The sequence below is a fragment of the Aminobacter sp. MDW-2 genome (genome assembly GCF_014250155.1).
Classification (GTDB): domain Bacteria; phylum Pseudomonadota; class Alphaproteobacteria; order Rhizobiales; family Rhizobiaceae; genus Aminobacter; species Aminobacter ciceronei.
Window position 1 is genome coordinate 17,459 of the sequence record NZ_CP060198.1, and the last position, 18,595, is coordinate 36,053.

At 63.8% G+C, this 18,595-nt stretch carries 19 protein-coding genes; 3 read left to right on the plus strand and 16 right to left on the minus strand.

The annotated features are described in order from the left end of the window. Window positions 1-20: 20 nt before the first annotated feature. Window positions 21-857: an ABC transporter ATP-binding protein gene (locus H5P29_RS28790; RefSeq protein ID WP_182574300.1), complete on the plus strand. Its 837-nt coding sequence runs from the start codon at window positions 21-23 to the stop codon at window positions 855-857. Between the two features lie 67 nt (window positions 858-924). Continuing rightward, a complete protein-coding gene (locus H5P29_RS28795) occupies window positions 925-2,163 on the plus strand; it encodes a phenylacetate--CoA ligase family protein (RefSeq protein WP_154384267.1) in 1,239 nt (412 codons plus the stop codon). A 99-nt stretch (window positions 2,164-2,262) separates the two neighbouring features. On the opposite strand, the gene H5P29_RS28800 is transcribed toward H5P29_RS28795, so the two are convergent. The 9 genes from H5P29_RS28800 to H5P29_RS28840 form a co-directional block, all read right to left on the minus strand. Then, complete coding sequence (locus tag H5P29_RS28800; protein WP_067967517.1) at window positions 2,263-3,660, minus strand: NAD(P)(+) transhydrogenase (Re/Si-specific) subunit beta; 1,398 nt, start codon at window positions 3,658-3,660, stop codon at window positions 2,263-2,265. Between the two features lies 1 nt (window position 3,661). Continuing rightward, the gene (locus H5P29_RS28805; RefSeq protein ID WP_067958142.1) at window positions 3,662-4,084 is read right to left on the minus strand and encodes a proton-translocating transhydrogenase family protein; all 423 of its coding nucleotides are present in this window, start codon (window positions 4,082-4,084) and stop codon (window positions 3,662-3,664) included. Then, on the minus strand, window positions 4,084-5,451 hold the full coding sequence (locus H5P29_RS28810; protein ID WP_185910443.1) for a Re/Si-specific NAD(P)(+) transhydrogenase subunit alpha: 1,368 nt from the start codon (window positions 5,449-5,451) through the stop codon (window positions 4,084-4,086). Before H5P29_RS28810 ends, H5P29_RS28805 begins: the two co-directional genes overlap by 1 nt. A 200-nt stretch (window positions 5,452-5,651) precedes the next feature. Next, on the minus strand, window positions 5,652-6,452 hold the full coding sequence (locus H5P29_RS28815) for an ABC transporter ATP-binding protein (RefSeq protein WP_067967511.1): 801 nt from the start codon (window positions 6,450-6,452) through the stop codon (window positions 5,652-5,654). A 71-nt stretch (window positions 6,453-6,523) separates the two neighbouring features. Next, window positions 6,524-7,354 (minus strand): ABC transporter permease, encoded by an 831-nt coding sequence (locus tag H5P29_RS28820; RefSeq protein WP_246765459.1) that lies wholly within the window; start codon window positions 7,352-7,354, stop codon window positions 6,524-6,526. Between the two features lie 7 nt (window positions 7,355-7,361). Further along, window positions 7,362-8,354 carry an ABC transporter substrate-binding protein gene (locus H5P29_RS28825; RefSeq protein ID WP_154387563.1) on the minus strand — a complete coding sequence of 331 codons (993 nt, stop codon included), beginning with the start codon at window positions 8,352-8,354 and terminating at the stop codon, window positions 7,362-7,364. Between the two features lie 344 nt (window positions 8,355-8,698). Further along, on the minus strand, window positions 8,699-9,697 hold the full coding sequence (locus tag H5P29_RS28830; protein ID WP_154387564.1) for a GTP-binding protein: 999 nt from the start codon (window positions 9,695-9,697) through the stop codon (window positions 8,699-8,701). 2 nt (window positions 9,698-9,699) lie between these two features. Continuing rightward, a complete protein-coding gene (locus H5P29_RS28835; RefSeq protein WP_067967501.1) occupies window positions 9,700-10,167 on the minus strand; it encodes a RidA family protein in 468 nt (155 codons plus the stop codon). A gap of 25 nt (window positions 10,168-10,192) precedes the next feature. Continuing rightward, the gene (locus H5P29_RS28840; protein WP_154387565.1) at window positions 10,193-10,936 is read right to left on the minus strand and encodes a GntR family transcriptional regulator; all 744 of its coding nucleotides are present in this window, start codon (window positions 10,934-10,936) and stop codon (window positions 10,193-10,195) included. Between the two features lie 252 nt (window positions 10,937-11,188). Between H5P29_RS28840 and H5P29_RS28845 the strand changes: the two genes are divergently transcribed. Then, window positions 11,189-12,538 (plus strand): cytosine deaminase, encoded by a 1,350-nt coding sequence (locus H5P29_RS28845; RefSeq protein ID WP_154387566.1) that lies wholly within the window; start codon window positions 11,189-11,191, stop codon window positions 12,536-12,538. Between the two features lie 77 nt (window positions 12,539-12,615). On the opposite strand, the gene H5P29_RS28850 is transcribed toward H5P29_RS28845, so the two are convergent. From H5P29_RS28850 to H5P29_RS28880, 7 genes are all read right to left on the minus strand, one after another. Then, window positions 12,616-13,605, minus strand: coding sequence for an isochorismatase family protein (locus H5P29_RS28850; RefSeq protein ID WP_115734576.1), 990 nt, complete (start codon window positions 13,603-13,605; stop codon window positions 12,616-12,618). Further along, window positions 13,605-13,802: a 2-hydroxymuconate tautomerase gene (locus H5P29_RS28855; RefSeq protein ID WP_018431063.1), complete on the minus strand. Its 198-nt coding sequence runs from the start codon at window positions 13,800-13,802 to the stop codon at window positions 13,605-13,607. Before H5P29_RS28855 ends, H5P29_RS28850 begins: the two co-directional genes overlap by 1 nt. 1 nt (window position 13,803) lies before the next feature. Next, window positions 13,804-14,487, minus strand: a complete 684-nt coding sequence (locus tag H5P29_RS28860) for a resolvase (RefSeq protein ID WP_067967491.1) — start codon at window positions 14,485-14,487, stop codon at window positions 13,804-13,806. Beyond that, window positions 14,484-15,830, minus strand: a complete 1,347-nt coding sequence (locus H5P29_RS28865; protein ID WP_154387567.1) for a dihydroorotase family protein — start codon at window positions 15,828-15,830, stop codon at window positions 14,484-14,486. Before H5P29_RS28865 ends, H5P29_RS28860 begins: the two co-directional genes overlap by 4 nt. After that, entirely contained in the window at window positions 15,830-16,717 is an 888-nt protein-coding gene (locus H5P29_RS28870) for a dipicolinate synthase subunit DpsA (protein ID WP_154387568.1), read from the minus strand. Before H5P29_RS28870 ends, H5P29_RS28865 begins: the two co-directional genes overlap by 1 nt. Next, window positions 16,714-17,802 (minus strand): NAD/NADP octopine/nopaline dehydrogenase family protein, encoded by a 1,089-nt coding sequence (locus tag H5P29_RS28875; RefSeq protein ID WP_154387569.1) that lies wholly within the window; start codon window positions 17,800-17,802, stop codon window positions 16,714-16,716. Before H5P29_RS28875 ends, H5P29_RS28870 begins: the two co-directional genes overlap by 4 nt. Window positions 17,803-17,966: 164 nt before the next feature. Next, complete coding sequence (locus tag H5P29_RS28880; RefSeq protein ID WP_154387570.1) at window positions 17,967-18,398, minus strand: heme-binding protein; 432 nt, start codon at window positions 18,396-18,398, stop codon at window positions 17,967-17,969. Window positions 18,399-18,595 lie beyond the last annotated feature (197 nt).

An 18,595-nucleotide genomic window follows, 5' to 3' on the forward strand; every position in this document is an offset into this window, starting at 1 on the left:
CGATGACCCGGAGCTTGCTGATGTCTGAACATGCTTCCAAAGCGGTCGAGCCGGCCCGGCCGATGCTGTCGGTCAACAATATCGAGGTGATCTACGATCACGTCATCCTCGTCCTCAAGGGCGTGTCGCTTGATGTGCCGCAAGGCGGCATCGTCGCCATCCTGGGGGCCAACGGCGCCGGCAAGACGACGACGCTCAAGGCGATCTCCAACCTGCTCAGGGCCGAGCGCGGCGAAGTCACTAAGGGCTCGATCGAGTTCGACGGCGACCGCGTCGACCGACTAAGCCCAAACGAACTGGTGCGGCGCGGCTGCATTCAGGTGATGGAGGGACGCCACTGCTTCGGCCATCTGTCGATCGAGGAAAACCTGCTCACCGGCGCCTTCACGCGTCGCGACGGCAACCGTGCCATCCGCGACGATCTCGACATGATCTACGACTATTTCCCCAGGCTGAAGCAGCGCCGCTCATCGATGGCCGGCTACACCTCGGGCGGCGAGCAGCAGATGTGCGCCATCGGCCGCGCGATGATGAGCCGACCCAAGATGATCCTGCTCGACGAGCCGTCGATGGGGCTGGCGCCTCAGGTGGTCGACGAGATCTTCGAGATCGTCAAGGATCTGAACAGCAAGCAGGGCGTGTCGTTCCTGGTGGCCGAGCAGAACACCAACATGGCGCTGAAATACGCCACCTATGGCTACATCATGGAGACCGGGCGCATCGTCATGGATGGCGACGCCGCCTCCCTGCGCGACAATGAGGACGTCAAGGAATTCTATCTCGGCATTGGCGGCGAGGGCCGCAAGTCGTTCCGCGAGGTCAAGAGCTACAAGCGGCGCAAGCGCTGGCTGGCATAATCTGTTCCGGGCAGCGCGGGACTAGCCACGGCAGCGCCCTGCCCCTTGTCCAAACTCCAGGTGAACCATGGTGACGAACGCATATTACGATGCCGGGGAAACCCAGGATCCAGCGGCCCGCGAGGCGGCACTTTTTGCCCAGCTGCGTTCGCTTATCGACGCCGCGCTGTCCGCGACGCCGGCCCTGCGCCGGCAGCTCGAGGGGATTGCGCCTGATAGCCTCATCGACCGCACTGCCCTGCAGCAAGTGCCGGTCATCCGCAAAAGCGAGCTGCTTGCCTTGCAGACCGAGAACCCGCCTTTCGCCGGCCTCACGCCCACCAGGCCCGGCGCACTCAAGCGCCTGCTCGTTTCCCCCGGACCGATCTTCGATCCGGAGGGACGCAGCGACGACTGGTGGGGCTCAGCCCGCGCCCTGTTCGCCTCGGGCATGCGTGGAGAAGACGTCGTCCACAACGCCTTCAGCTACCACCTGACCCCAGGCGGACACATGATGGAAGCCGGCGCACACGCGCTCGGCTGCGCAGTGATCCCCGCTGGTGTCGGCAACACCGAACAACAGGTCGAGGCGATCACAGTGCTGAAGCCCACCGGCTACATCGGCACGCCGGATTTTCTCAAGATCCTGCTCGACCGCATGGCGGCATCAGGAGCTGCCAGCCCGTTCCGGCACGCGCTGGTTTCGGGCGCAGCGTTTCCGGCCACGCTGCAGCAGGAGATCGTCAACGCCGGCATCGACGCCTACCAGGCCTACGCCACCGCCGAACTCGGCGTCGCCGCCTATGAAACGGCGGCGCGCTCGGGCCTTGTCGTCAACGAAGGCCTGATCGTCGAGATCGTGCGCCCGGGCACCAACGAGACTGTCCCAGATGGCGACGTCGGCGAAGTCGTCGTGACACGGCTCAGCCCGGAATACCCGCTGCTGCGTTTCGGCACAGGCGACCTGTCGCGTGTCCTGCCCGGCCCGAGCGCCTGCGGCCGCACCAACATGCGGCTCGCCGGCTGGATGGGTCGCGCCGACCAGCGCACCAAGATCAAGGGCATGTTCGTCGACCCGGCCCAGATCGCCGCCATAGGAAGAAAATTCCCCGCCCTTGGCCGGCTTCGCCTCGTCGTCAGTCGCCAGGCCGAACAGGACGTCATGCTGCTGAAGGCCGAAACCGGTTCAGCCAACGGCGGGCTGCAAGCAGAACTCGAGGCGGCTTTGCAGGCAGCGACCAAGATGCGCGGCGGCGTCGAAATCGTCGCCCCCGGCACCTTGCCCAATGACGGCAAGGTCATCGCCGACGAGCGGCCGATCGAATAATCCAAGGCAGAAGCTCGCCAGCAAGCACCGTCTGTAGAAAAAAGCCCGGGCGATGCCGGGCTTTTGTTTGTCGGGGTGTGGATGGGCTGATGTGTTGTCTCAGTGATCCATGGCCTTGACGATTTCTTCGGTCATCTTCTTGGCGTCGCCGAGCAGCATCATGGTGCCGTCCTTGTAGAACAGCGTGTTGTCGATGCCGGCATAGCCGGAGCCGAGGCTGCGCTTGACGAACAGGCAGGTGCGGGCCTTGTCGACGTCGAGGATCGGCATGCCATAGATCGGCGAGTTCTTGTCGTCACGTGCCGACGGGTTGGTGACGTCGTTGGCGCCGATGACATAAGCGACGTCGGCCTGCGAGAACTCCGAGTTGATGTCTTCGAGCTCGAAGACCTCGTCATAAGGCACGTTGGCCTCGGCGAGCAGCACGTTCATGTGACCGGGCATGCGGCCGGCGACCGGGTGGATGGCGTATTTGACTTCCACGCCATTGGCCTTGAGCTTGTCGGCCATCTCGCGCAGCGCATGCTGGGCCTGGGCCACAGCCATGCCGTAGCCCGGCACGATGATGACCTTCTGGGCGTTCATCATCAGATAGGCCGCGTCGTCAGCGGCACCTGTCTTGACCGTGCGCTGGATGCCGTCGTCGACAGCTGCCGCCGTCTCGCCGCCGAAGCCGCCAAGAATGACCGAGATGAACGAGCGGTTCATGCCCTTGCACATGATGTAGGACAGGATCGCACCCGACGAGCCGACCAGCGCACCGGTGATGATCAGCGCGAGATTGCCCAGCGTGAAGCCGAGTGCCGCAGCTGCCCAGCCCGAATAGGAGTTGAGCATCGACACCACGACAGGCATGTCGGCGCCGCCGATCGGGATGATCAGGAGTACGCCGAGCACAAGCGACAATGCCACGATCAGCCAGAAGATGGTCGTCGACTGGGTGGTGACCAACAGCACGATCAGCACGACCAGGCCGATGCCGAGGGCAGCGTTGATCAGGTGGCGGGCCGGCAGCATGATCGGCTTGCCCGACATGCGGCCATCGAGCTTGAGGAAGGCGATGACCGAGCCGGTAAACGTGATGGCGCCGATGGCAACGCCAAGGCTCATCTCGACCAGCGCCTGGCCGTGGATGGCGCCGACGGCACCGATGCCGAAGCTTTCGGGTGCATAGATGGCTGCGGCTGCGACCATGACGGCGGCCAGACCGACGAGGCTGTGGAAGGCAGCGACCAGCTGCGGCATCGAGGTCATGGCGATGCGCCGGGCAGTGACCGCACCGACGCCGCCGCCGATGACGAGGCCGAGCACGATCAGGCCGAGGCCGCCGGCAGAGGGCTTGGCCAGCGCCAGCGTGGTCACGATGGCGATGCCCATGCCGATCATGCCGTAGGTGTTGCCCTTGCGGCTGGTGGTCGGATGCGACAGGCCACGCAGCGCCAGGATGAACAGGATGCCGGAGACGAGATAGAGGAAGGAAGCGAGGTTCAGGGTCACGTCACTTGTCCTTCTTCTTGTACATCGCCAGCATGCGCTGGGTGACGAGGAAGCCACCGAAGATGTTGACCGAGGCCAGCACCAGGGCGACGAAGCCGAAGCCGGTGGCAAGGCCGGAAGCGGCGATGCCGACGGCCAGCAGCGCACCGACGACGATGACCGAGGAGATGGCGTTGGTGACGGCCATCAGCGGCGTGTGCAGGGCCGGCGTCACCGACCAGACGACGTAATAGCCGACGAAGATCGCCAAAACGAAGATGGCGAAGCGAAACACGAACGGGTCGACCGCCCCGCCGGTGACGGCATGTGCCGCATTGCCGGCAGCTTCGGCCGCACCTTCAGATGTGGCGAGATCCTGGACGCCGAGCCGGACGGCGGCGACCGCCTGGTCGAGCTGGTCGAGGGCTTTCTGAAGACCTTCCATCACGCGTCTCCCTCAGATGATGTCTTCGCGCCGGCGCTTGGCGCCGACTTCTTGGCAGTGGCTTTTTGGGCAGCGGGCTTTTTCGCAGCCGCCGGTTTGTCCGCTTTGGCGGCGGCCGGCTTCTTCGCCGTTGCCTTGGCAGGAGTTGCACTATCGCTCGCCGGGTCGTCACCGCGGTTCTGGCCGGCCACGATCGGCTTTGGCTTGTCCGCAGCCGCAGCCGCAGCCGCTGCCGCATTGGCGAAGTTCGGATGCACCACCTTGCCGCCATCGGTCAGCATGGTCGCCTTGACCAGCTCGTCGTCGCGGTTGATGGCGATCTGCTTGGTGGTCTTGTCGACCATGGTCTCGAGGAAGGCGAACAGGTTCTTGGCGTAAAGCAGCGAGGCGGAGGCAGCGACCCGGCCCGGCACGTTGAGATGGCCGACGATCTTTGCCCCATTGGCCGTGGTCACGACCTTGCCCGGCACCGCACCCTCGACATTGCCGCCGCGCTCGACGGCGAGGTCGACAAGCACCGAACCCGGCTTCATCGAGGCGACCATTGCCGCAGACACCAGCTTCGGCGCCGGACGGCCCGGGATGAGTGCCGTGGTAATCACGATGTCCTGCTTGGCGATGTGCTCGGCGGTCAGCGCCGCCTGCTTGGCCTGGTACTCCTTGGACATCTCCTTGGCGTAACCGCCGGCGGTCTCCGCTGCCTTGAACTCCTCGTCCTCGACGGCGAGGAACTTGGCGCCGAGCGAGGCGACCTGCTCCTTGACCGCCGGACGCACGTCGGTGGCAGTCACGATCGCGCCCATGCGGCGTGCGGTGGCGATCGCCTGCAGGCCGGCAACGCCGACGCCCATGATGAACACCTTGGCAGCAGGAACCGTGCCGGCTGCCGTCATCATCATCGGCAGCGCCCGGTCATATTCGGCGGCACCGTCGATGACCGCCTGATAGCCGGCGAGATTTGCCTGCGACGACAACACGTCCATCACCTGGGCTCGGGTGATGCGCGGCATGAACTCCATGGCAAACGCCGTCACCCCCGCCTTGGCCATCGCCGCCACACCGGCCTCGTTGCCATAAGGATCCATGGTGGCAAGCACGGCAGCACCCGGCTTGTAGCCCTTGACCTCGGCCTCCGAAGGACGGCGCACCTTGAGCACCACATCGGCCTTGGCGGCATCGCCGGCCTTGCCGATGACAGCCCCCACCGCCGCATAATCGGCGTCGGGAATGCGCGACAAGGTGCCTGCACCCGTCTCGACAACAACCTCGAAGCCAAGACCCACAAGGCGTTTCACCGTATCCGGTGAAGCCCCCACACGGCTCTCAATCGCATCCAACTCTCTGGGTATGAATATCGTCCCGGACATCCGAGGTCTCCGCGCAAATGTTCGCCCGCCGGGAAGCCTCCCGGCGGCGTTGATGCCGTTACTGCCGTATATGCCGATTTTGCGGATCGGCCGAACCGACTAGAGAGCCGCGCGTCCATAAGGAGGCGCCAAGGATGCAGCAAAGCTTAGGCGCCGTGCTGATCCTATCCGAAAATCACTTCCGATTTCGGACTGCTGGTCTAGTGGGCGACGAGAATGCCCTTGGCCTCGAAGATCGCTCGGATCTGCCGGACATAGGCGTGGTAGTCCTTGTCCTCGTGAGTCTTGCTCCACTGGCGCGGCCTGGGCAGGTCGATCTTGAGGTCGAGGTCGACGCGGCCCGGGCGGGGCGACATCACCAGGACGCGGTCGGCGAGGAACACGGCCTCGTCGATGCCGTGAGTGATGAACAGCACCGTATTGCGCAGGCGCAGCCACATCGACTGCAGGTCCATGATCATCTGTTCACGGGTCAGTGCGTCGAGCGCGCCGAAGGGCTCGTCCATCAGAAGCAGACCCGGCTCCTGGATCAGCGCCCGGCAGATCGCCACGCGCTGGCGCATGCCGCCGGAAAGTTCCGAAGGGTACTTGTTGCCGAAGCCGGCCAGGCCGACCTGGGCCAGCAGTTCCTCGGCGCGCGCGCGGTACTTGGCGACGTCGAGCTTCTTGATCTCGATCGGCAACAGGATGTTGTCGAGCACCGTGCGCCAGTAGAGCAGCAGATCCGACTGGAAGACCACGCCGGTCTTCGGATGCGGCCGGCTGACGCCGTCGCCGTCAATGGCGATGCTGCCCGTCGAGGCAGGCGTCAGGCCGGCGAGAAGCGACAGCAGCGTGCTCTTGCCACAACCGCTGGGACCGACGACGGCAACGAAGCTGCCGGGTTCGATCTTGAGATCGATCTTGTCGAGGGCAAGGACGTCATCGTCCTCGCGTGTCTTGTAGATCTTGGAAAGCCGCGAAATGTCGACCGCCGCGCCCATCTGGGTAGTGGCACTCATGGGATTGCCTCACTGAAGCTGTTGTCGTTGTTCGGCCGCACAGGCGGCCGAACTGATTACTTGCGGCCTGGCTATTTGGCAGCGTCGCGCTTGTAGGTGACGCGGGCTTCGATCGTGTCGATGATGAAGTAGAGCATCACGCCGAGGCCGGAGATCGTCACCACTGTGGCGAAGTTGAGCGTCGTGTCGAACAGCGAGTTGGCTTGCAACTGCAGATAGCCGAGGCCACGTTCGGCAGCGACATATTCGCCGATGACTGCACCGATGACCGCCAGCGACACCGCAACCTTGAAGCCGCCGAAGATGTTGGGCAGAGCTGCCGGCAGACGGACCTTGAAGAAGGTCTGCCATTCGCTGGCGCCCATCGAGCGGACCAGGTTGACCAGGTTCTTGTCGAGCGACTGCAGGCCGACGACCGTCGAGATGACGATCGGGAAGAACGAGATCAGGAAGGCCAGCGTGATCTTGGGTGCCCAGCCATAGCCGAGATAAAGCACAAGCAGCGGCGCCAGCGCCACCTTGGGCACCGTCTGCAATGCGACCAGGATCGGGTAGATCGCACGCTCGAAGGCCCTGGAATAAAAGATCGCCAGCGCCAGCGGGATGCCGATCATGACGCCCATGGCAAAGCCTGCGACGACTTCGAACAGCGTGACATAGGCGTGGGTGGCGAGCAGAGGGATCTCGTTGCCGATCCGTGTGGCGATTGCCAGCGGCGTCGGCAGAACGAACTCCGAAAGCCCGGAAAGCGGGACCAGCACCTGCCAGGCGCCAAGCAGCACAACCGCCAGGATCAGCGCCGAATAGCGCTCCAGCCATGGCCCACGTGATTTTTTCCTGCTCATGCCCTTGCCTTGCTTCTTCTGCGCCTGCGCGGCGCCGATTACATCCGTGCTCGCCACCGTAGCCTCACTGCGTCAGAAGTTCATTGGTATAAAAGGACGACATCGGCTTGGCGTCGCCGATTTCCTCGACGCTGCCGATCAGCTTGATGGCGTCGGCAATCGCCTTCTCGTCGATGTGGCCGATCGGCGTGCCGGCAGGCGAATGGATCGATGCCGAGGTCGCTTCGATCTGCTGCTGCACCACCTTGTCGGACGGACCCGCCTGCCAGACGGCCTTGAGCGCGGCGGTGGCGGCGGCCGGATCGACCTTCGTCATCGCGATCGCCTTGGCGTTGGCAGCGAGGAAGCTCCTGAGCGCCGGGCCCTTCTTGGCGATGCCGTCATCGCTGGCGACAACCGCCATGCCCGGTACGGCCAGGCCGAACTCGGTCAGATCGAGGGTCGGAAACTTGGTTCCGGTCTTGTCCTCAAGCACCGGCAGGTCGTTGGTCTTGTACACGCTGACGACGTCGACCTGCTTCTGCAGGAACTGCGGCACGCGCGACTGCGAGTCCATCTGGACCTTCGAGACCTTGCTGCAGTCGATCTTGTTGATCTCGCAGAAGGCGCCGAGATAGGAAGTGCCGGTCTCGCCGACGGCGTGGGCAATGGTCTTGCCTTCGAGATCCTTCGGGGTCGTCACCGCCTTGTCGGGATGCGAGATCAGCGCGATCGGCGATTCAGGCTGGTAGAGCGCGATGATCTTGACCGGCATGCCCTTCTGGATCGCCGAGATGGCGAAGATGCCGGGCAGGATAACGGCGTCTTCTTGGCCCTGGATCAGCGAACCGAGTGCGGCCTGCGAGCCGGCGCCTTCGCCGAGCTTCAGCGTCACCCCGGCATCCTTGTAGAGGCCCTTCTGCTCGCCGAGATAGAAGAAGCCATATTCGCCCTTCAGCTTCCAGCTGAAGCGGACGTTGACGTCTTCTGCCATGGCGCTGTGGCTGGCAAGAACGGTGGCGACAGCAGCCGTGGCGATGAGCGCCGTGCCGCGAATGAGACCTGTGGCGTACAACATTTCTCTCCTCCCTAACGAGCACCTTGCGGGCGCCCCTATGGCCCGAAGGCCTGCCTCTCTCCCCGGAACGAGGCGCGACAGCTTTCGCTCTCAATCCTCATTCTTGATCTCATAGTGTGATCACATTTCATGATTGTCAAGCGATGAATCGGGTGAAGCGGCGCACGAATTCGCGTGTTCGATCAATGTCTCGGCGTGAACCTACTGCCTTGGCGGCAAGCATCGGAAATTGCTGGCGGATTCACCACGCGTCGAGACGACGAAACCCCGCCCGTTGCCGGGCGAGCGCGATCACAGATCAATGAACGTCCTGGAACTGCCTGAAAAATGCGAAACGAGCGCAGTCAATTGGCAACGGCGAAGGTGCTCGGCAACGAGCGTACGATGGCGCTTCGGCTCAGGTTGCGGGCAATGAACACCAGCCAGGCGCGCGCCGCATCCTGCGGCCAGCGCGGCAAATATTCGGGCGGGTAGACGACGTGCTGGACACCGTGGATGACAACCGGCCGGGGATCACCCTTGACCGCCAGCAACCCTTTGACCCGCAGGATCGATTGACCGCGGCCGGCCAGCAGCAATTCGAGCCAGTCGACAAAGGCCGGCCAGTCGACCTCCCTGTCGATCTCGACGGCAAAGGTCTCGATGCCATCGCTGTGCTGCCCCGCCATCGGCGTTTCGGCCATCTCGAAGTGGCGCGGTTCCCAGTCCTCGTCGTAACGGAAGATATCGCCGGCGCCGGGCATGGAACTGCGACTGGAAACAAGCTGGCGAACCTGAGGGTTCAACTTGCCGACCTCCTGGCCAAGCGCATCCAGCCGCCATGGTTCGACAAGGTCTGACTTGGTGATCACCACGCAGTCGGCGAGCGCAACCTGCTGGACGGCCTCGGCAAAACTGCCGATGCTGTTGGCGCCGCTGACGCCGTCGACGGTGGCAACGATACTGCCCGCCCGATAGCCGCGGCGGAGCTTGATATCGCTCATGACCGCCTGCATGATCGGCGCGGGATCGGCGAGGCCCGTGGTCTCTACCACGACCCGGCGGAACGGCGCCACCTCGCCACGACGGACCATCGCCAGAAGGTCCGCCAGAGTGGATACGAGATCATCGCGCACGGCGCAGCACAGGCAGCCCGAAGACAACAGCACGGCGTCTTCGGAAACCTCGCGCACCAGCAGATGGTCGAGCCCGACTTCGCCGAACTCGTTGATGATCACGGCCGTATCGGCAAGCTCAGGCTCACCCAGAAGATGCCTGAGGAAGGTCGTCTTGCCGCTGCCCAGGAACCCGGTCAGCACATGAACCGGGATTCTGTCGTCAGTCGTCGCAGCGGCAGGCAACATGGTCAGTTGACCTCGAATATGGCATCCACTTCGACCGGCACATTGCGCGGCAGCGAGTAGCAGCCGACGGCGGCACGGGCATGACGGCCAGCCTCGCCGAACACCTCGACCATCAGGTCGGAGGCACCGTTGATGACCTTGGGATGATCCTTGAAGTCGGGCTCGGCATTGACGAAGCCGCCGAGACGGATGACCCCCACGACGCGGTCGAGATCGCCGTCAAGCGCCTGCTTGAGCTGTGCCAGGATGTTGACTGCGCAGAGCCGCGCGGCTGCCTGGCCCTCCTCGACGGTGAAATCGGAGCCGAGCTTGCCGGTGAACTTGTCCTTGCCGCCTTCGGCGGGAACCTGGCCCGAGACATAGACCTGGTTGCCCAGGCGGCGGGCCGGCACGTAGTTGGCGGCAGGTGCAACGGTCGCCGGCAGGCTGATGCCCAGGCGAGCAAGGTTCTGTTCAACTTTTCCCACCATGGCGGGATCCTCCCAGATCGTGATGTCAGTAATCGAATTGCAGATCCGCCCCTTGCGCGAAGGGCAGCTCGATGCCTTGCGAACCGGCAACGCTGAGCAACGCCTTGCAGGTGGTACGGATGTCGTGAACGATGCCCTTCTTGGCAGCGGCGGCATTGCCGTCCTTCAGCGCCGCAAGGATGTCCTCATGGTCCGACGCATTCCATGGCATCGAGGGGATCAGCAAGGACATGTACATTGTCGGGCCGAACTGCAGCCACAGCGACTCGATCAGCGGCATCAGCACATCGGACGCGGCCGCCTCATAGAGCGTGAAATGGAATTTCTGGTTGAAGGAAAGGCAGTTGAGAATGTCACGCTTTTCGATCGCCACCATGAGCTGCTTGTTGATCGCAGCGAGTTCGTTGATCAGCGCCGGCGACGCCCTCTTGGCGGCAAGCTCGGCCGCCATTCCCTCCAGCATCTCGCGCACGGCAAACAGGTCGCTCAGCTTTTCCGGGCTCAGCCTGGGCACGCGCACCGAACCGCCCTTGGTTTCCTCGAGCGCATTGGCTGCAACCAGGCGGCTCAGCACTTCGCGCACCGGCATGGGACTGGTGCCGAAGCCGGCGGCCAGCTTGCGCAGGCTCATCACCTGGCCGGGCAGGAAGGCACCGACCATCAAGCCGCGGCGCATGTAACGCAGCACATGCCCGTGGACATGGCCGCGCTCCTTCTTGGCCGTTTCGGTGCCGCCGTTGCTGGCGTCCTCAGTCTTGTCTATCCGCATTCTGTTTCTCCGCCGCTCGCAAGGTTCCTCAAGATTTGCGCTGTACGAGGAACGGCGTCAGGCGGCGAGCTTGCCGCAGACAGTCGCCGGCCGGGGGCAGAAGTTGACAGGCCGCAATCTGTGATCTCATATTGTGATCAATAAATGATCTTTGCCGAAACGGCAACCTTTAACTGCCCGGCTGGTTCGCCAACAAACATCGCGAGCGCCTGAAGCACTTAGGCATCGCATCAGCCCCAGGAAGGGCCGTCCATGACTGCACAGCTTGTATTGCACGAACAGCTCGCCGCGGGCGCAAGGATGAGCCGGTACGTGCTACGCAACGTGCGTCTCAACAGTGCGGTGACAAACTGGAGTGCCATGGATGCCGCAGGGTTCTTTCTTGCTGACCTGACTGTAGAGCACGGCAGGATATTGGCAACAACTCCTGCGCGCCGCGAGCCCACCGCAACAGATGACCGCCTGCCCATCATCGATGCCGGCGGCCGGGTCATGCTGCCGACCTTCGTCGATTGCCACACCCATCTGGACAAAGGCCACATCTTGCCGCGTACGCCGACGGCCAACGGCACGTTCGAACGCGCTCTGGCCGCGACGCGCGCCGACCGGACCACCAACTGGTCTGCCGCGGATGTGTTCAAGCGCATGGACTTTGCCTTGCGCTCGGCTTTCCACCACGGCACTTCGGCGATACGCACCCACATCGACTCGCAGCCGCCGCAAGACGCCATTTCCTGGCCGGTGTTCACGGAACTCCGGCAGCATTGGCGCGGTCGCATCGACCTGCAGGCCTCCTGCCTGTTTCCCATAGACATGGCCCGCGACGACGCCTTCCTCAACAGCATGGCCAGGCGGGTGGCTGCCGCCGGCGGCACGCTCGGGGCGGTTGCCTATCCTGCTCCCGACATCGACCACCTGCTCGACCGCATGTTTGCTGCCGCGGCCAGGAACGGCCTGGATCTCGACTTCCACGCCGACGAGACCTCCGACCCAACAGCCGACGCGCTTCGGCGCATCGCCGAGGCCAAGCTCCGCGCATCATTTGCCGGCAAGGTGCTGGTCGGACATTGCTGTTCACTGGCGGTGCAGGATGAGGCAATCGTCGATGCAACGCTGGACACGGTCGCGACCGCGAGCGTTGCCGTCGTGGCGCTGCCGACCTGCAACCTCTATCTGCAGGACCGCCGCAATGGCGCGACCCCGAGATGGCGCGGCGTGACCTTGCTGCACGAGATGAAAAAGCGCGGCATCGCGGTGGCGCTCGCCTCCGACAACACGCGCGACCCGTTCCATTCCTACGGCGATCTCGACATGCTCGACACGTTCCGCCTGGGCACGCGCGTACTACATCTCGACCACCCGAGTGGCGACTGGATCAGGGCCGTGACCACGACCCCGGCCGAGGTCATGGGTCTCGGAGCCAAGGGCGGCATCGCTGAGGGGCAACCCGCTGATTTCATTCTCTATGAAGGCCGCAGCTGGTCGGAGGTGCTTTCGCGCGCGGAGAGCAACCGCATCGTCATCCGCAATGGGACACCGATTTCGACCTCACTGCCTTCCTACGCCGAACTCGACGGGCTTGAAGGCCTGGCGCTCGGCTGAGCCGGGACGACGTCAGCGACCAAGAAAAAAGGCCGCCGAAATCCGGCGGCCTTTTTACATCAGTACATACGAGCGGATCAGGCCGAGGCGCCGACCTGGTAGAGCTCGACCTTGGTGCCGTCGGGGTCGGCGATGTAGATGGTCAGGCCATAGGGCCCATCATGCAGGTCGGTGTAGTACTTGACCCCGGCCTTCTTCAGCCTGGCATCCATGGCGCGCACATCGTTGACCTCGAAGGCGATGTGATCGAGCTGGCGGTGGTCCGAAGCCTTGCCGTGGATCAGCGCAATGCCCTGGTGGAAGGCGGTGAACGGACGGCCGTCGGCCAGCGGCTTGGCTGGACGGATCGTGAAGCCGAGCTGGTTGGTGTAGAAGGCCACCGACGTGTCGATGTCGTTGACCATGATCAGCTGGTGGCCATAGTTGGTGACACGCGGCTTGACCTGCTCGCCGATCCAGTCGAGGACCTCGGACGAGTGGGCGATCTCGCAGAAATACTGCTTCCAGACCTGCTTGGCAGTGGCTTCCCATTCGGCATTGACGCCCGACACGCAGTCATCGACGGCAATCACGTCGAGGTCACGCAGATAGGCCTCGCGGATCGAGGTCTCGACGCAGGCGTTGGTGGTCGCACCGGTGACAAACAGGTGCTGGGTGCCGAGCATCTTCAGCATCATTTCGAGGCGCGTCTCGTAGAAGGCGCCGAAGCGGTGCTTGCGGATGACGAAGGCCGGATCGAAATCGGCCAGCGGCTTCAGCTCGTCGATGATCTGCTCGTCCCAGCTGCCGGCCAGCGCCGACACCTGCTTGCGGCGCGCTGTATGGCCGAGCAGCTTCTTCTTAGCTCGGTTCTGGTCGACCGCGAAGTGCTCCTGCATCGTCCAGATGACCGGGATGCCGGTGTCCTGGCAGCGCTTGATCAGCTTGGCCAGCGGCGGCACGATCGCCGACAGGCGCTTGGTGTCGACGCCGGAAACACCGAGTGTGCCCTTTTCGTGGATGAAGGCGTTTTGCAGGTCGATGACCAGCAGTGCCGACTTGCGATAATCGAGAACGTCGAGCGCCATCACTTGTGCTCCACCATGTCGATGCCGAGCACGCCGCCGCGACCCCAGCTGTCCTTGGGCGTCTCATGGATCACCACATGCAGGTGATCAGGCTTGCAGGCGGCTTCCTCGACCATGGCCTTGGTAATGGCTTTCACGAGGTTGCGCTTCTGCTCGACAGTGCGCCCCTCCCACATCTCTACGACGACGAACGGCATGTTATTTCTCCTCTCTTTCGCTGGGCATCGCGCCGGAGGCCCATACGGGCACGGCCGGCGCAAAGCCCGAAACCAGATCGTTGTTGGCCCGGTCGGTGCCCGAGAGCAGCCACAGCGGGCGGTTCGAGTAATTGACCAGCACCTGCTCTTCCATGCAGGCGCGGTTGGCCGCATGGTTTGGATCGCGCTCGAAGCGGCTCGTCGCAGGCATCAGCCTGACGACATAGAGCGGCTCCGAAGCATCAAAGCTCGCGAGCACGTCGGAACCTATTTCCTCCAGCCCGACTGCCCTGACCTCCGGGGTTTTCCTGCCGACGGCCACCAGCACCACGGCGCCAGCCAGCGGCGTCACCGGCCAGTAGCGACCTTCGCGACCCTCGCCGACAAACTCGCCGTAACGGCCTGCCTCGGGAAAAAACTCGCTGTCCCAGAGGATGACATCAGGCCCGATGACCGTCTTCGCGGCATCGATCACGAGAGCGCTCTCGCACAGGTCGAGAAAGCTCCACGGATCAGTCAGGCCGATGCAATGGCCCCATGGATTGTGGATCCCCGACAGCCTCTCCTGGCGGATCGTCGACTTGCGGGCGACGATCCTGTCGACCGCCTCACGCACCGGCAGACGCGCCGGTGTCAGCGAAATGCGACCGGCCAGGTCGAGATGATCGGAGACCCCTTGGGTCATGACGGCACCGTCACGCAGCGGCCGCGACCATAGTGGCTGTCGGCAACCACGCCGTTTTCGTAGACCACATCGCCGCGAGCGATCGTCATCACCGGCCACCCCTTGAGCTTCCAGCCTTCATAGATGCAGGTGCCCTTGCCGGTGTGGGTAACCGTACGCTCCTCGTCGAGATCGACCAGCACGAGATCGGCGTCAAAGCCGACGTCAATATGGCCCTTGCGTGGCCAAAGGCCGAAACGCCGCGCCGGATTGAATGAGTTGAGCTCGACAAGGCGACTGAGCGGCAGCCCACGCTGGTGCACGCCGAAATGCAGCATCAGCGACAGCTCCCACGGGAAGCTGACGACGCCGGGGAATTCCGTCCACAAATCCTCGAGCTTCTTGGGCAGGAACGGCACGTGATCGGTGCCGAGGCTGTAGACCGAGCCGTTGAGCATGCCGGCCCACAGGCCTTCGAGTTCGTTGCGGTCGCGCAGCGGCGGCGAGATCTTGGCGCGCATGTCCAGATCCTCGTCATAGCAGGTGCGCGTCAGGTAATGCGGGCATGTCTCGACCGTGACGTGGACGCCGCGCGACTGCGCCTCTGCGGCCAGCACCGGGCCCATGCCGACCGAGGTATGCACCAGATGCAGCGAGCAGCCGGTCTTTTCGGCCAGGAAGATCATACGCCTGATCGTCTCGACCTCGCAGAAGGCCGGGCGCGATTCCGTATAGGCGCCGAGGTCCTGGCGTCCGGTCGCGGCGATCTCCTTCTTGATCCACGAGGCGATCTGGGTGTTCTCGCAATGGACGTTGATAACGCCGCCGGGGATCTTCGACAGGATGCGCATTGCCGCGTAGACCCAGCCGTCCGTCGCCGGCACGATGCCGATCGGATTGTCGGGCTCGTAGCCGAAATAGCACTTGAACGACTTCACGCCGGTCCTGGCGACGATCTCGGGGATCTCGGCAATGTGCTCCTCGCGCTGGATGCCGAAGTGAAAGCCGAAGTCGATGACCGAGTTCTCCTCGCCCAACGCCTTCCGCTCCTCGTAAAACGGCAGATAGGATTCCTTGAGGTTGCGGATGTAGAGCAGCGCCGTGGTGACGCCGCCCGAAGCCGCGGCCGCCGTCTCGGTCCGCATGTCCTCGGGATAGGGAAACTTCACACCGAGATGGCAGTGCGGGTCGATCAGGCCGGGCATCAGCACCTTGCCCTCGGCGTCGATGGTACGCTTCGCGTCGGGCAGCACCTCGTCGGCGCCGGTCAGCACGATCTTGCCGTCCTTGACCGCGACGCCGCCGTGGAATTCGCCGTCGTGGCGAACCACCCGCGCGTTCTTGATGACCAGATCCGCCTTCATCACTTCTGCTCCAATATGCCTTCAATGCGTCTTGAGATGCCGCTCCACTGGCTGCGACCAACGGTGATCGGCGCACGTGCGCCCATGCCGCGAGCCCAGATCGCCTTCAGCCCGAGTTCGGCCGCCGCCTCCCTGTCAATGGTGCCGGGTGGGGCCGCGACATCGACCAACAACGCATGTTTGGGCAACAGCTTGAGCTGGTCGCGATCGAGCAGCCGCTTCGGCACGCTGCCGATAACGATGTCCATCCTGGGCAGGAATTCGGGCAATTGTTCGAGCGTCAGCGATTCCGCGCCCGCCGCATAAGCCGCTGCACGCTGAACCGGATTGCGGGCCGCGACATGGACGTGAGCGCCGAGCGCCACCAGCGTGTTGGTCAGAAGCGAGCCGATGGTGCCCTGGCCGACGAGACAGATGTTGGATTTATGAATGGTGATCTGGGTGTTCTCGATGATCACCTTGAGCACACCCTCGACGATCGCCGGGCCGCGCAGCAGCATCAGGTCGACGTCCCATTCATATTCGTGCAGCGTAATGCCGAGCGCTTCGCAATGCCCCTTCAGATTGCCATCGGCCCAGCCGAGGATGATGTGGCCCGGCTTGCGCATGCCCTCCAGCATCTCGCGCGTCGGGATGATCTTTTCAGGGCACTTTGGCGCAAAGAGCGCACCTTCGGCGGTGATGCCCGGGATCGGGAACAGCGCGATGTCGGCACCTTTCAGCGCGTCGGCGGCATCCTTGGCGTGATAGACGCCCTCGATGCCCTCCTCCGGCCAGGGAAAACCGTAAGCACGGACGGTGGCGCCGGCGCGGACGGCGCAGCGGGCAATCTCCTGTTCGCGGGCGTCGCCGGCGACGACGGCGATGACTGTGTTGTTCCAGCTCATTTCGCCCTCACCTTCTGAATGACCTGATCCCGAGACATGCCGGCGATACCCATCGCCTCGGCGGTGCGACCGCCCTTGCGATAATTGGTGCCAACGGCGATCTGCGCCAGGCTGTAGAGCGAATGCGCCACGGGCGTTTCGACGCCTGCGATCTTCGCGAATTCAAGGAATGGCAGCAGGCCGTGGCCGAAATCTTCCTTGTAGTAGCGGTATTCGAGCGAATCCGGACCCTTGATGCGCTTGTTGGCCTCGCCGCCGGCAATCGCCGCGCGGAAATCGCTGGTGTCGGTGACATCGGCCTCGACCGTACCGAGCAGCTTCATCTCCTCGACGAGGTTGGGCAGATCATGCCCGAAGGCCCTGGCCACCGCCAAACGCTCGTTGTCGAGCTGTTTCATGACGCGGGCGACGCCGGGGGTCATCGCATCGACGTAGAAGGTGAAGTTGCCGCCAGTCGCCTCGACCCAGGCAGCGGCAAGGACAGCCGCCGGCGGATGCAGGACCATGTTGACGTTGGAGAGGTCGGAAGCGATCACGTCGGCAACCGGGGTAAGGCCCGGATAGAGTTTTCCCGCGATCTCCAGCACCTCGGAGCCGCCCTTCAGCGCCGCGGCCTTGAGCTGCTTGGCGCGGCCGGAGACGGTGACGCCATCGGGGCGGTACTTGCGTGCGACATAGGTCAGGGTCGAGAACTCGACGACGGGGGGAGCTGCACGGCCGGTGCGCGAAAACGTCTCGGCGAATTCCAGCGCACCGCCGGTGTGGCCAGGGTTGAGCACGACCGGCCTGGTCGACGACCAGCCGGCAGCGGCCAGCGCCGATGCGATCGCCGAGTGCGAGAAGGTCGGCAGGACGACGACGGCGACATCGACGCCATCGATCGCTGCCTTGAGATCGGTGGTAATCAGCGCCGGCTTCGCCACGCCCTCGCCGAGCTTGCCTTCATAGGCGACACCACCCAGCTTGACATGCGGCTCCAACGTTTCGGCCGAACGCGCCCAGAAATGGACGTCATTACCGGCCTGGACCAACTCTGCGACCGAGGCTGCACCGCCCGCACCCGCTCCTAATACTGCAACTTTCATTCTCTCCTCCGGGGGCCGAGCTACGGCTTGCCGGCCGCACGACCTCATGCTCGGAACGGGTACTCCTCCCCGCCCCTCGCGCCAATTGATAACCACCAACTAGTTTGATCACACTTTATGATCACACTGAGAATTGTCAAGCGGAAGAATGTGCTTCCCGCTGTTCAAGCTGCCTGATGCCTGAGCCCCGCCGCCTCGATACCTGCGATTGCCGCGAGTTCGTCATTGTCTGACGTATCGCCCGTGATGCCGACCGCGCCGATGAGTTTGCCCGCCTGGTCGCGGATCAGCACACCGCCGGGCACCGGCACGATGCGGCCGCCGGAGACGGCGTTGAGGCCTTCCATGAAGTGCGGCCGCTCCTTCGCCGTCTGGTCGAGCCAGCGCGAACCCATGCCGACAGCGAGCGCGCCATAGGCCTTGCCGGAAGCGATCTCGTAGCGCAGCATCGAGGCGCCGTCCTGCTTCTGGAATGCCTTGAGATGGCCGCCGGCATCAAGCACGGCGACCGTCAAAGGTTTCATCCTGGCGTCCGCGCCCTTGGCGAGGGCGGCCATGATGATGGTGTTGGCGGCAGCGAGTGTCAGGTCGGTCATGTCTTTCTCCTTTGGGATTCGTGAGGGCGTGCAGGGCCGCTGGCTGATAGCGATCACCTTGGCCCGCAGATTCTGAGTCGGGGCGCTTGCGCGCGCCCGCTGGCCTCGCGGCCATCTCCCCTCAGGGGGGAGCAAGCCATTATGGGCGCCGCAGCCAATCGCCGAGGTAGGGGTGTTGCGCCTTCGACCGGGCAGAA

Excerpts from the sequence above, each read along its gene's own strand:
- H5P29_RS28855 (WP_018431063.1), bottom strand. The coding sequence starts at position 13,802 with ATGCCGTTCGTCGTCGTAGAGATGTGGGAGGGGCGCACTGTCGAGCAG.
- H5P29_RS28850 (WP_115734576.1), bottom strand. The coding sequence starts at position 13,605 with ATGGCGCTCGACGTTCTCGATTATCGCAAGTCGGCACTGCTGGTCATC.
- H5P29_RS28805 (WP_067958142.1), bottom strand. The coding sequence starts at position 4,084 with ATGGAAGGTCTTCAGAAAGCCCTCGACCAGCTCGACCAGGCGGTCGCC.
- H5P29_RS28825 (WP_154387563.1), bottom strand. The coding sequence starts at position 8,354 with ATGTTGTACGCCACAGGTCTCATTCGCGGCACGGCGCTCATCGCCACG.
- H5P29_RS28870 (WP_154387568.1), bottom strand. The coding sequence starts at position 16,717 with ATGAGCTGGAACAACACAGTCATCGCCGTCGTCGCCGGCGACGCCCGC.
- H5P29_RS28835 (WP_067967501.1), bottom strand. The coding sequence starts at position 10,167 with ATGGTGGGAAAAGTTGAACAGAACCTTGCTCGCCTGGGCATCAGCCTG.
- H5P29_RS28815 (WP_067967511.1), bottom strand. The coding sequence starts at position 6,452 with ATGAGTGCCACTACCCAGATGGGCGCGGCGGTCGACATTTCGCGGCTT.
- H5P29_RS28830 (WP_154387564.1), bottom strand. The coding sequence starts at position 9,697 with ATGTTGCCTGCCGCTGCGACGACTGACGACAGAATCCCGGTTCATGTG.
- H5P29_RS28810 (WP_185910443.1), bottom strand. The coding sequence starts at position 5,451 with ATGTCCGGGACGATATTCATACCCAGAGAGTTGGATGCGATTGAGAGC.
- H5P29_RS28790 (WP_182574300.1), top strand. The coding sequence starts at position 21 with ATGTCTGAACATGCTTCCAAAGCGGTCGAGCCGGCCCGGCCGATGCTG.
- H5P29_RS28845 (WP_154387566.1), top strand. The coding sequence starts at position 11,189 with ATGACTGCACAGCTTGTATTGCACGAACAGCTCGCCGCGGGCGCAAGG.
- H5P29_RS28860 (WP_067967491.1), bottom strand. The coding sequence starts at position 14,487 with ATGACCCAAGGGGTCTCCGATCATCTCGACCTGGCCGGTCGCATTTCG.
- H5P29_RS28840 (WP_154387565.1), bottom strand. The coding sequence starts at position 10,936 with ATGCGGATAGACAAGACTGAGGACGCCAGCAACGGCGGCACCGAAACG.
- H5P29_RS28865 (WP_154387567.1), bottom strand. The coding sequence starts at position 15,830 with ATGAAGGCGGATCTGGTCATCAAGAACGCGCGGGTGGTTCGCCACGAC.
- H5P29_RS28875 (WP_154387569.1), bottom strand. The coding sequence starts at position 17,802 with ATGAAAGTTGCAGTATTAGGAGCGGGTGCGGGCGGTGCAGCCTCGGTC.
- H5P29_RS28795 (WP_154384267.1), top strand. The coding sequence starts at position 925 with ATGGTGACGAACGCATATTACGATGCCGGGGAAACCCAGGATCCAGCG.
- H5P29_RS28880 (WP_154387570.1), bottom strand. The coding sequence starts at position 18,398 with ATGACCGACCTGACACTCGCTGCCGCCAACACCATCATCATGGCCGCC.